General features: G+C 63.5%; 13 protein-coding genes. 10 read left to right on the top strand and 3 right to left on the bottom strand.

Going from position 1 to position 11,773, the window contains the following annotated elements; all coding sequences use genetic code 11:
• The first annotated feature begins 11 nt into the window (after positions 1-11).
• The 8 genes from flgD (at position 12) to GA0061099_RS04540 (ending at position 5,510) form a co-directional block, all read left to right on the top strand.
• Complete coding sequence (gene flgD, locus GA0061099_RS04575) at positions 12-431, top strand: flagellar hook assembly protein FlgD (protein WP_036007048.1); 420 nt, start codon at positions 12-14, stop codon at positions 429-431.
• The gene (gene fliQ / locus GA0061099_RS04570) at positions 428-694 is read left to right on the top strand and encodes a flagellar biosynthesis protein FliQ (protein WP_025034323.1); all 267 of its coding nucleotides are present in this window, start codon (positions 428-430) and stop codon (positions 692-694) included. The genes flgD and fliQ overlap by 4 nt, the downstream gene beginning before the upstream one ends.
• Before the next feature lie 75 nt (positions 695-769).
• Positions 770-2,851, top strand: coding sequence for a flagellar biosynthesis protein FlhA (flhA, locus tag GA0061099_RS04565; protein ID WP_036027411.1), 2,082 nt, complete (start codon positions 770-772; stop codon positions 2,849-2,851).
• Entirely contained in the window at positions 2,848-3,600 is a 753-nt protein-coding gene (gene fliR / locus GA0061099_RS04560; protein WP_036007054.1) for a flagellar biosynthesis protein FliR, read from the top strand. Before flhA ends, fliR begins: the two co-directional genes overlap by 4 nt.
• Before the next feature lie 7 nt (positions 3,601-3,607).
• A complete protein-coding gene (locus GA0061099_RS04555; RefSeq protein WP_036007058.1) occupies positions 3,608-4,027 on the top strand; it encodes a hypothetical protein in 420 nt (139 codons plus the stop codon).
• Entirely contained in the window at positions 4,024-4,503 is a 480-nt protein-coding gene (locus GA0061099_RS04550) for a rod-binding protein (RefSeq protein ID WP_036027409.1), read from the top strand. The genes GA0061099_RS04555 and GA0061099_RS04550 overlap by 4 nt, the downstream gene beginning before the upstream one ends.
• Positions 4,504-4,542: 39 nt before the next feature.
• Positions 4,543-5,055: a hypothetical protein gene (locus tag GA0061099_RS04545; RefSeq protein ID WP_036027408.1), complete on the top strand. Its 513-nt coding sequence runs from the start codon at positions 4,543-4,545 to the stop codon at positions 5,053-5,055.
• Positions 5,052-5,510 carry a hypothetical protein gene (locus GA0061099_RS04540; RefSeq protein ID WP_036007081.1) on the top strand — a complete coding sequence of 153 codons (459 nt, stop codon included), beginning with the start codon at positions 5,052-5,054 and terminating at the stop codon, positions 5,508-5,510. Before GA0061099_RS04545 ends, GA0061099_RS04540 begins: the two co-directional genes overlap by 4 nt.
• 233 nt (positions 5,511-5,743) lie before the next feature.
• Here the strand turns inward: GA0061099_RS04540 and GA0061099_RS04535 are convergent, their stop codons facing one another.
• On the bottom strand, positions 5,744-6,514 hold the full coding sequence (locus GA0061099_RS04535; protein WP_036027407.1) for a response regulator transcription factor: 771 nt from the start codon (positions 6,512-6,514) through the stop codon (positions 5,744-5,746).
• Positions 6,515-7,333: 819 nt separating this feature from the next.
• On the opposite strand from GA0061099_RS04535, the gene GA0061099_RS04530 reads away from it, so the two are divergent.
• The gene (locus tag GA0061099_RS04530; protein WP_036027405.1) at positions 7,334-8,290 is read left to right on the top strand and encodes a hypothetical protein; all 957 of its coding nucleotides are present in this window, start codon (positions 7,334-7,336) and stop codon (positions 8,288-8,290) included.
• Positions 8,291-8,302: 12 nt separating this feature from the next.
• Here GA0061099_RS04530 and GA0061099_RS04525 read toward each other — a convergent pair whose 3' ends face one another.
• Positions 8,303-8,881, bottom strand: a complete 579-nt coding sequence (locus GA0061099_RS04525; protein ID WP_036027404.1) for a MarR family winged helix-turn-helix transcriptional regulator — start codon at positions 8,879-8,881, stop codon at positions 8,303-8,305.
• A 616-nt stretch (positions 8,882-9,497) separates the two neighbouring features.
• Between GA0061099_RS04525 and GA0061099_RS04520 the strand changes: the two genes are divergently transcribed.
• On the top strand, positions 9,498-10,385 hold the full coding sequence (locus GA0061099_RS04520; protein ID WP_036027402.1) for a dienelactone hydrolase family protein: 888 nt from the start codon (positions 9,498-9,500) through the stop codon (positions 10,383-10,385).
• A gap of 55 nt (positions 10,386-10,440) precedes the next feature.
• On the opposite strand, the gene GA0061099_RS04515 is transcribed toward GA0061099_RS04520, so the two are convergent.
• Positions 10,441-11,709, bottom strand: a complete 1,269-nt coding sequence (locus GA0061099_RS04515) for a serine hydrolase domain-containing protein (RefSeq protein WP_036027400.1) — start codon at positions 11,707-11,709, stop codon at positions 10,441-10,443.
• Between the last annotated feature and the right edge of the window lie 64 nt (positions 11,710-11,773).

Here is an 11,773-nt window from a genome sequence, read left to right as displayed (position 1 = left end):
GGAGAGACAAGATGAACGTCACCAGCGCGACCGACAGCACCAGCAGATCCAGTTCGACCGACACCAACTCGACGACGTCGAGCAACAGCGTGGACTACAACACGTTTCTCCAGCTCCTCATCGCCCAGATGAAGAACCAGGATCCGACCAATCCCATGGACACCGCGCAGTATATGAGCCAGTTCGCCCAGCTCTCGACGGTCGAGCAGGCGATGCAGACGAATGCGAAGCTGGACGCGCTGCTGTCCTCGCAGTCCTTGTCGCAGGCCAACGGGCTGATCGGGAAGACGGTCAGCTTCACCGACTCGACCGGCGCGACCTTCAGCGGCAAGGTCGTCTCGGTCTCCATCAACAGCGACGGCTCCATCGCGACGCTTCAGGACGGCACCAAGGTCGCGGTCGGACCGGGCCTCACGATCAGCCAGTCATGAACGAGCGGGACGCCCTCGATATCGTCCAGGCGGCGATCTGGACCATCATCGTCGCCTCCGGGCCTGCGGTCGGCGCAGCCATGCTGGTCGGCACCGTCATCGCGCTGATCCAGGCGCTGACCCAGATCCAGGAGGTGACGCTGACCTTTGTTCCGAAGATCATCGTCATTCTCCTGGTCGTTGCCGTCTCCGGCTCCTTCATCGGCGCGCATCTGTCGACCTTCACTGAGATGGTCTATTCCAGGATCGAGCGCGGCTTCTGATCCGGACGGCCCGGCACCATCCCCGCGTAAGCTTTGCGCGGCAGATTGCGGGCGGACCCCTCTGCCGGTGACCCAATGGCCGATACGTTAGCTGCTAGCCCGCCCAATCAGCGCCGCCTCGGAACGGATGCCTTTTTCGCCGCCGGCATCGTGACCATGCTCACGATCCTGTTCCTGCCGATTCCTCCGATCCTGATCGACCTCGGCCTCGCGTTCTCGATCGCGCTTTCGGCCCTGATCCTGATGGTGGCGCTGTGGATTCAGCGCCCGCTCGACTTCTCTGCTTTCCCGACCGTTCTGCTGATCGCGACGATCCTGCGCCTGGCGCTGAACATCGCGACGACGCGCCTGATCCTGTCACGGGGCGGGGAGGGTGAACATGCGGCGGGCCATGTCGTTGCAGGCTTCTCGAAGTTCGTCATGGGCGGCGACTTCGTGATCGGTCTCATCATCTTCGCGATCCTGGTGACGGTGAATTTCGTCGTGATCACCAAGGGCGCGACGCGTATCGCCGAAGTCGGCGCCCGTTTCACCCTGGACGCCATCCCGGGCAAGCAGATGGCGATCGATGCGGACCTGTCCGCCGGCTTGATCGACGACAAGGAAGCGCAGCGACGGCGCCGCGAGCTCGAAGAGGAGAGCGCGTTCTTCGGCGCCATGGACGGCGCCTCGAAATTCGTCCGTGGCGACGCCATTGCCGGTCTCATCATCACCGCGATCAACATCTTCGGCGGCATCGTCATCGGCGTCACCCATCACGGATTGACTCTGTCCCGCGCGGCCGACGTCTACACCAAGCTCTCCGTCGGCGATGGTCTGGTGTCGCAGATGCCGGCGCTGATCGTGTCGCTGTCGGCGGGCCTCCTGGTCTCCAAGGGCGGCACCACGGGCTCGGCGGAGCAGGCGGTGCTGCGGCAGCTCGGCGGCTATCCGCGCGCGGTGTCGGCCGCCGCGCTGATGATGTTCGTGCTCGCTTTGATGCCGGGACTGCCGATGGCGCCGTTTGTGCTGCTTGGGGGTGTCATGGCCTTCGTCGGCTATTCGTTGCCGAAGCGGCAGGCTGCGCTGAAGCAGAAGGAGGAGGCCCGCAAGGCCGACGAGCGCGCGCAGGCTGAGGCCAAGGAGTCCGTCAAGGAGCAGCTCAAGACCGCCGAGATCGAGCTGGCGCTCGGCGGCCACCTTTCAATCCATCTGTTGGGCTCGCGCACCGAGCTTGCCCACCGCGTGGCCAAGATCCGCAAGAAATTCGCCAAGCAGTACGGCTTCGTCATTCCCGAGATCAAGCTCACGGACAATCTGTCGATCGATCCTAAGAGCTACCAGATAAGGATTCACGACACGCGCGTTGCCCATGGCGAGCTCAGGCTCGGCGAGGTGCTGGTGCTGGTCGATAAGGACGGCAAGCCCGACGTGCCGGGCGACGAGGTGATCGAGCCTGCGTTCGGCATGAAGGCGCTGTGGGTGACGGAAGCCTTCACCGACGAAGTCAAGCGGCAGGGCTGCAAGCCGGTCGACAATCTGTCGGTGCTGCTCACGCATTTGAGCGAAGTGATCAGGGCGAACCTTGCCCAGCTGCTGTCCTACAAGGACATGCGTGCCCTGCTCGACCGGCTCGATCCCGAATACAAGCGCCTGGTCGAGGATCTCTGCCCGTCGCAGATCTCCTATTCGGGCCTGCTGGCGATCCTGAAGATCCTGCTTGCCGAGCGAGTCTCCATTCGCAATCTTCACCTGATCCTCGAGGCGATCGCCGAGATCGCGCCCCATGTGCGGCGCTCCGAGCAGGTGGCGGAGCACGTTCGGACCCGGCTCGCCCAGCAGATCTGCGGCGATCTCTCCGACAATGGCGTGCTCAACGTGGTTCGTCTCGGTAACCGCTGGGACCTCGCTTTCCACCAGAGCCTGAAGCGCGATGCCAAGGGGGACGTCGTCGAGTTCGACGCAGACCCGCGCCTGATCGAGCAGTTCGCGACCGAAGCCAGCGCCGCGATCCGGAAATTCACCGAGAGCGGCACCAGCGTGGTGCTGGCAGTGACGCCGGAAGCGCGCCCCTATGTCCGGATGATCCTGGAGCGGGTGTTCCCGACTTTGCCGATCCTGTCGCATGTCGAAGTCGCGCGCAGCGCCGAGATCAGGGCGCTCGGAGCCATATCGTGATCTCAGGGCTCGCCGACAGCGTGCTGGTGACGTTCATCGTGTTTTGCCGCATCGGCGCCTGCCTGATGCTGGTGCCCGGCTATTCCAGCGTCAACGTTCCGCCCCAGGTGCGCCTGTTCGTCGCACTGGTCACGACGTTTGCACTGACGCCGATCCTGATTGCCGTCCTGAAGCCGCTCACGGACAACGCGGCTCCCCTGACGCTCGCGCTCCTGATCTGCTCCGAGCTCGTGGTCGGCAGCGTCATCGGGCTCGGCGGGCGCGTGTTCTTCCTCGCCCTCCAGACCATGGCGACCATGATGGCGAGCGCGATCGGGCTGAGCAACATCCCGGGCACACCGATCGCCGACACCGATCCGGCGCCGGCCCTGGTGCCGCTGATCATGGCGGCCGTCACCACGCTGTTCTTCATGACCGACCAGCACTGGCAGGTGCTGCGCGGGCTGATGAACTCCTACGACGTCTGGAAGCCCGGCAGCAGGCTGGGCGGCAGCGTCGCGCTCGAGCTGCTCGTCGGCCGCCTTTCGGAAGCGTTCGTGCTGACGCTGCGGATCTCGAGCCCTTTCATCGTCTATTCGGTCATCGTCAACCTGGCGGTCGGTCTGATCAACAAGCTGACGCCGGCCATTCCGGTCTATTTCATCTCGGTGCCCTTCGTGCTGTTCGGCGGCTTCCTGCTGCTCTACCTCACCAGCGACGAGCTGCTGACGCAGTTCATGCTGGGCGTGTCGTCGTGGCTGGCGGAGTGACCGGGTCATGACATCGCGCGCGGACAAGCTCGGCCGGATGGTCTCGCTGGTGAAGCTGCAGCTCCGGCTCTCCGAATGGCAGCTCGCGCAATTGCGGCAGCAGGAGCGCAGCCTGCAGGACGAGCAGGAATGGCTGGTCGGAGCCTTGAACGATGGAAAGCCGCCGGCGGGATCGTCGAACGAATCGATCGCGCGGCGTCTCAACAGGGCGAGCGTCGGCGCCCGTGCGGTGCAGGCGCAGGCCGCGCAGCAGCTCGACCAGGTTCGCCGGGAGACCCGCCGCGTGAAACAGCTGGAGGAGGTCGCCAAGGCCGCACTCGCAGACAAGCTCCGCGATGCCGAGAAGCGCTCGCTCGAGGACATGACGGGAACGAGCCTTACCGTGCACGCCTGGACGCCACAGCCAGCCAACCGGAACAAGACATGATCGTGACAGCGACGCCCGACCTCGTCCTCGACGTCCTCGAAGCCGCGGACCCCGCGACGCAGCGCGCCGCGACCGCGAAGCTCGACGCGCTGAAATCGTCGGACGCCGATTTCGCCGCCACGATGGAGGCGGAAGTCGGCAAGGCCAAAGCGGCGACCGCCGATCAAGCCGCGGCGAAAGACGCGGAAGCGCAGTCGGGTGCCGTGAATGGCGCGCCGGTGCAGGTGATCAAGGCGCCGGCATCCGGCGAGATTTACCGGAAGTTCGAGGCCTTCATCCTCCAGACCTTCGTCGAGACGATGTTGCCGAAGGAGTCGGAGGAGGTCTTTGGCAAGGGCACGGCTGGCGGCGTCTGGAAGTCGATGCTTGCAGAGCAGCTCGGCAGTCAGCTGGCAAAGGGCAACGGTGTCGGCATCGCCCGGCAGCTCGCCGCCGCGCATCCGGCTGGACCGGACGCAGCGAAGGCCAAATCATGATCCGCGAACGGGTGACAGAAGTTGAGAGGTGAATTTCCAATGCAGGCACAAGAAGGCGCGGTGGCCGTGGCGATGGACCAGGCGGTCGCGGACACCGAGATGGTGACGACGGAAGCCGCAGCGAGCGATGCGCTGCTGCCCGTGCTGCTGCCGATCGGGGGTGACGAGGCAAGGGTCGACGCCGCGGACAGGGTGAGATCGGACGAGATGCGTGGCCTGCTGGCCGCAATCCGCCGGCTCGCAGGTATCGTCGAGGAGGAGACGACAGCGCTCGCGACCGGCCAAAAGATCGATTTCGACGATTTCAGCGCGCGGAAGAGCCGGAGCATGCTCGAGTTCGTCCGCCTGATGCGGGCGCGGATGCACCTCGGCGGCGAGGTCGAGATCACCGAGGAGATTCAGCGGCTGCGCGAGAAGCTCGAGCGGAATCGGTCCATTCTGGAGATGCACTACGACGCGGTCCGCGAAGTCGCGAGCATCATCGTCAAGGCGGTCAAGGACGCCGAGTCCGACGGCACCTATACCGGTCGCACGGCGCAGGACGGAAAATGATCAGGCTGGTGCTGGCCGGGCTCTGGGTATGCATCCTCACGGCGGGCACGAGCTATGCCGTCGCCTATTGGAAGGAGAAGGGCAGCCTGCTGCCGGCGAAGGACGAATATCTCGAAGGGTTGCAATATCACAAGACGCGGGCGCTGAGCGTGCCGATGGTCGAGAACGGCAATGTCCAGGGCTACATCGTCGCGCGCTTCGTCTACACCATGGAGGCGCGGACCATGCACCAGCTGAACGTCCCGCCGGAGCCGTTCGTCGTCGACGAGGCCTTCCGCAGGATCTATGCCGACGATCGTCTCGACTTCAGGAAGCTCGCCCGTTACGACCTCGCCATCCTGACGACGGCCATCAAGCAGCGCGTCAACGAACGGATGCAGGGTGACATTGTCCAGGACGTCCTGGTCGAGGACTTCAACTACGTCTCCAAGGAAGAATTCCAGCAGAAGCCGTAGCTCTTTTCTGCGGCCATCCTTCGAGAGGCCGCTACGCGGCTCCTCAGGATGAGGACGGAATGCGCGGCGCCAGTCTCAGCGCGCACCGCGGCCGATTAGCCTCATCCTGAGGAGGCGCGTCAGCGCCGTCTCGAAGGACGAGGCGTGCGCTCAGCTCGCCGCCAAAAGTGTAACGGCCTCCGCGAAGCTGCTTCGCAGAGGCCGTTGCCGGTTCGTGGCGCTGTCCTGCCGTGTCAGTTGCCGGCCGGGTATGCCGCGGGGGCGGCCTGCGTCCTGTTCAGTAGGATGCCGACGTCCTCGAGCTCCTGCACCGGCTCGTCGAGAGTTTCGCCCGCCGGGATGTTGAGGCGGTAGCCGACGTAACGCCTTGCCACGATCGCGTCGAAGCCGAGGCGGTCGCGGAGCTTCTTGCGCAGCTTGCTGACGTGGCTCTCGATCACGCTCTCGTCGAAGGTGGACTCGAAGATGCCGTAGACCGCATTGAAGATCTGCGTCTTGGTGATCCACTTGCCGTGGTTGGCCACCATATATTCGAGAATGCGCAGTTCGCGGCGGGGCAGGGTGAGGGCGTGGCCCGCGATTTCGGGATCACGGCCGTTGAAGAAGACCTGGATCCTGCTCTCGCAGGGCCTCGGCAGCTCGCCCACCCGGCGGCGCGCGATCGCGGCCGTTCGTGCCAGGATCTCGCGCAGGTGGATCGGCACGTGCACGACGTCGTCCACGCCCGATTCGAACAGCTCCAGCGTGTTCTTGAGCATCTTCTGGCCGCTCATGGCAATGATGGGAGCCGAGGAGCGCTTGCGCATCGCCCGCGGCAGGCTTCCGCGGGCATCGCAATCGCCGAGGAGAAAAGCGTCCACCGCCGCCAGATCGGACTCGCTCGCAGATTGCAGCCAGTCCCAGAATTCTCCGGAGGAGAAGCCGATCGACGATACGCCTTCGCGAACGAGCCCTCCGACATAGCTGTTCGCGACGCTCTCACGATCATCAACGATAATATACATCAGTCTTTCGCCCCTGTTTCGCACTTGTTGCGGCCGGTTGGTTGTTGTGATGCGCCGGCTCGGCAACGATGCTGTTTGACGACATTCCATCCCGCGAACCGTTGTTGTGGTTTCGATATTCGCGGGCAGCCCTACGCGTTCAGTGCCTGCGTCTCGCAGGCCTGTTACTTCAACTCGATACTGAAACGCTTACTGCGTGAGGCTCGGCGGGTGTCTTACTGATCACCTCGCGGAGCAGATTGAGAAACGACCTAGAACAGTTGCGCCAAGTTGCTCATCGCGTCCGAACACTGCTGAACCATGTCGATCTCCTCGCCAACTGGCGAGAATCACTTGAGTAGAACCGTAGCGATTGCCGATTCCCGATCAAGCGTGCGAAAGAAAGCGATTGCTACACGCACTTGATGCTGTTGATTTGTTTCTGGTTGTTTCTTGATGCATCGAAACGTATCAGTTGATTTTGATACTGAACTAGTTTTGCATTGTGATGGTTGTATAGTTCCGCATCCCCGTACAATTACAGCTATTTCGGGTGGTGCTCCGAGGCACGCACATTGATGGGTTTTCAACCCCGGATTGACTCTGGAACTCGCTTTTCCGCATGCGGAAGTTCGACTCACGTCTGCGCCGCGCCTCCAGCTTGATGAAATCTTGGCGAGTGTGTGTCTTTCGAGTCGCACTATCGCCACGTGTATGGCGCAATCGACTCATGCGACGTCGCATCACGCGCGATGAACGGCTTTCGACCCGCACGTTTCAGGCAAGCTTCGACAGATAACGTCGTCGCTCGACAGACCGAACCGAACGGAGCATTTTCATATGTTGTCCGATGGACAAGCTCGTCCCAACGCGACCGCGGACGCTTCCGCGGCGGCGAAGCCAGCGCCGGAGGCGAGCGATTCAATGGACAACGCGGCGCGGACGACCAAGCCTGCCGCGAGTGCAAAGCGCGTATCGGCGACGGCGAGCGACGAGGCTCTCGCAAAGGAGGCACTCGACGGCTTGAAGCGGATTCGTGCCAAGGCCCGCCTCGACAAGATGGCGATCCCGAAGCCGGCGCCGGTCGTGATCAAGCCGGCCGTGATCGTGGCGAAGCCGCCGCCACCCCGTCCGACCTGGGTCGCGCCGCTCGCAACTCTGGCGGTCGCTGCCATGCTGGTGGTCTGCGCCTGCACCGGCGTGATCGCCTATCTCACCACCCAGCCCGCGCCAAACAACGTTGCGGCCAATGCGGAGATCAGGATTCTGCGCGAGACCGTCGCGCAACTGCGCAAGCAAGTGTCGGGCGTGTCTGAAAACCTCGATGGCTTGCGGACCGCGGTCGATCAATCCAGCAAGGTCACGAACGATCGCTTCGGCCGGTTTGCCGAGAATCTCGACCGGATCGAGCGGGTGAGCTCGTCCTCTACGGTGAAGCTCGACAAGCTCGCTCAGGTGCAAGCCCAAGCCCAAGCTCCCGCGCCGGCGACGGTGCAGACGCAGCCGGTGTCAGCGCAAGGGCCGATGATGGCCGCGGTCGCCGCGCCCGAATTCACGGGATCGGTGCCTGCACCCGAGCGTGCATTGGCGCCGCGCAAGGCGATCAAGGGCTGGTCGGTCCGTCAGGCCTATGAGGGAATTGCGATCCTGCAGGGCCCGAACGGTGTCATCGAAGCCGTGCTGGGACAACAGGTGCCCGGTCTTGGCCGCATCGAAGAGATCAGGAACGAGAACGGGCGCCTGGTGGTGGAATCAAGCGGCGGCGTCATCTATTCGTCGCGCAAGGCAACGCCCTGAACGAGCCGCCTTTTATTGGCGGTGATGCTCGAAGCTGGTGCACAGCAGATCGACCTCCGCTTCGGCGATCGGTGCGCGAAACAGGCGGCAGCTGAACTCGGCCGTCGTCTTGCTGTCGGTATTGGCGCGATCCTCCCGCAGGAAGATGCACCGCTTGCAGACGTCGGTGTGGTGCCGCTGCTCGACGGCATCGGAGTGGTCCAGCACGTGCCGGAACGTGTCGCGGAAACGGATTTTGACTTCATCGTCGAGAACAGCAATCGCTTCGAGGAGGACGTTGACGGGATCGCGCACCAGGAACTTCTTGCCCTGCTGGGTCACGCTCAACGTCACCGAACGCTTGTCCGTGGCCGAGCGCTTCCGCTCGAGATAGCCGAGCCGCTCGAGCTCGCCGATGATGAACGAGGCGGTGCCGCGCGTGGTGCCGACGTAGCTCGCCAGCGCCGAGGGGGTTCGGGAAAATCGGTTGGCGCGGGAGAGGAAGCGCAGCGCCATCCATTCGCGGTCGCGCAAACCGTGCTTGGTGCCTTCGAACCACAGGATGCGTGCGGCCTGCTCCAACAGTTCAATCGATTCACGAGCCAAATTCATTTCAGTTCCAGGTCGCATAAACGTTTATTCAATTGGGCCTCGGGTAGCGCAATAGGGGCGGACGAGAATGAGACCCGCTCGCGCTCCGCCGTCCGTTGCGGGCGAGCATCGCGCGTCGCGGGAAGAAGCCTCTGCGTTTCCGAAGATGGAACTTCCGGCCGTGGAACTAGGGTGTCACAAAGAAAGACCGGGTAAATCGCGCGGCCAAGATCCTCCGAAAATTTCAATCAAATGAGGGCGGTTCGCACGTGATTTGGTGATGATGAGCGATGCGTAAGCAACATGATGTGTCACCATCGTCGCTGCGATTGCCATTTGTTGCGGCAGAGCCTGTCGGGTGTGCGCTCAGGCGCATTCTGTGCAGCGACAAGCGGCCTGGCCGGCAGGCAAAGAACGATTCTTTTCGGTTAATGGATGTTGCGGTGCAGTGCAGCCAGACGGTTAAGTCCCGGCACACGGCCCACGCTCCGGCGGGCAGCGGACACCGGCGCTCGCTAACGAAGGGATGAAGTGGTGAGCCGCGTGCTCGCAGGCTGGTGACTTGCGTTTATCCGGCAATTACTGGCGAATGCGGCGCCCGAGGGGCATCAGCATGGGAATCAGGAATGGAAGATCGATGAGCTTTGAAACCACCATGACATCCGACGTCGTTGGACTGACGAAAGTTGCCCCGCTCTCGCGCCGCGGATTCATGAGCGCGACCGCGGCCGTCGCCGCTGGCTACACGCTCGCGGCCGGTCCGGTCCGGGCCGACATCATCACGACGGATACCAGCGGCCTCCAGGCCGGCGATGCCAAGATCAAGGTCGGCTCTGAGGAAATGCCCGCCTATTTCGCCCGCCCGGCCGGCAACGCCAAGGCGCCGGTGGTCATCGTGGCGATGGAAATCTTTGGCCTGCACGAATACATCCGGGACGTGACGCGCCGCCTCGCCAAGCTCGGCGCGTTCGCGGTGGCGCCCGACTATTATTTCCGCAAGGGCATCGACCTGACCAAGGTGACGGATATCAAGGAGCTGCTGCCGGTGGTGAATGCGAAGCCGGACGCGGAGCTGTTGTCGGATCTGGACGCGACGGTCGCCTGGGCAGGATCGAAAGGCGGCGACACGACGAAGCTCGGCATCATCGGCTTCTGCCGGGGTGGCCGCACAGTCTGGGAATATGCCGCCCACAGCGGTGCGCTCAAGGCGGGCGTTGCCTTCTACGGGACCTTGGTCGATCCAGCCAACCCGTTGTGGCCGAAGAGCCCGCTGCAGCTCGCGCCCGAGATGAAGGCGCCGGTGCTCGGCCTCTATGGTGGCGCCGATACCGGCATTCCCGTCGCGCAGGTCGAGCAGATGAAGGCCGCGCTCGAGCAGAGCAAGAAGACGGCCGACTTCAAGATCTACCCCGAAGCGCCGCACGGCTTCCATGCCGACTATCGCGGCAGCTACCGCAAGGACGCCGCGGAAGATGCCTGGAAGCAGGCAGAGGCCTGGTTTAGGAAATACGGCGTGTTGAGCTGACGGTCAATCAAGAGGGCGGCCCAAGTGGCCGCCGTTTCTCTTTCATGTGACGGTCTCACTTCGTCATCGCGCCGTAGACGATGTCCTGGACCTGCTCGCGATAATACTTCCTGAGCTCACCCGGTGCCGCCGTTCCCACCACGACGACGAGACGCTCCTTGGGATCGCAGAAGAACTGCGTCCCGTAGGCTCCGTTCCAGGTGAACTCGCCCGGATTGCCGGGGACCGACGACAATCCTTCGCTGGTCCGGACCGCCACCGAAAGGCCGAAGCCGAAGCCGCCGCGATGCGGCTCGACATTGGCGACGTTGTTCTTGATCTCGGGGCCGAGATGGTTCGCCGTCATGTGACGGACGGTCTTCGGACCGAGAATGCGCTGCCCGTCGAGCTCGCCGCCGTTGAGCAACATCTGTCCGAAGCGGATGTAGTCGCCGACCGTCGCGAAGGAGCAGGCGCCGCCGCAGTCGAACTTGGTTGGAGTGTCCAGGAGCTTGATGGCCTGCGGCTTGCCCGTCAGCGGATCGTTCGGGAAGGGGCGGGCGAGGCGCGGGCGCTGCGCCTCGGTCGGATGGAAAGTCGCATCCTTCATGCCGAGCGGCTGCCAGACATTGGCAGCGAGATAGTCGCCAAGCTTCTGCTCGCTCACCTTCTCGACGACAGCGCCGAGCACATCGATCGAAAAGCCGTATTCGAACGCGGTCGAGGGCTGCTGCGCCAGCGGCAGCTTGGTGATGCGACCGATGAAAGCCTGGGTGTCGCCTTCGATCGCCGGCGCAATGCCATCGGGATATTGCCGCGCCACCGGGCTCGATGAGTCGGGGCGGCCGCCATATATCAGCCCCGACGTATGCCGGTAGAGATCGTGGATGAAGATCGGCGAGGCCTGCGGTTCGAGCTTGAGTGATCCATCCGCCTGAGGCACGCCGACCTTCATGTCGGCGAAGCCCGGGTAGTATTCGGACAGCTTGGCCTGGAGCGGCAGCCGTCCCTGCTCCATCAGCGTCAGGCCGGCGACCGCGGCCATCGGCTTGGTCATCGAGGCCAGCGCGAAGATCGCATCGACCGGCATCGGCGTGCCCTTGGCCGGATCGAGCAGGCCATAGGCCTTGTAGTGGACGAGCTTGCCGTCGCGCGCGATGGCGACCACTGCGCCGGGAACGCGCTTGGCCGCGATCTCGCGCGCGAAGAAATTATCGAGACGTGCAAGGCCTTGCTTCGAAAATCCGACATCGTCGGGATTGGCTTCGGGCAGCGGCGCAGCGCGCGCGGCGCCGAGCGTGACGACAGCAATCGTTGCCGCGATCATGGCGATCGTCTTGTTCATTGCATTCTCCCAAGAGGCGAGCTCGTTGTGCGGTGGCTCGCTCGATGCCTAGATCATGACCGCA

It is taken from the genome of Bradyrhizobium yuanmingense (assembly GCF_900094575.1).
In the GTDB taxonomy this organism is placed as follows: domain Bacteria; phylum Pseudomonadota; class Alphaproteobacteria; order Rhizobiales; family Xanthobacteraceae; genus Bradyrhizobium; species Bradyrhizobium yuanmingense.
Note: the sequence above shows the minus strand (reverse complement) of the source record. Positions and strands in the feature narration are given on the sequence as shown.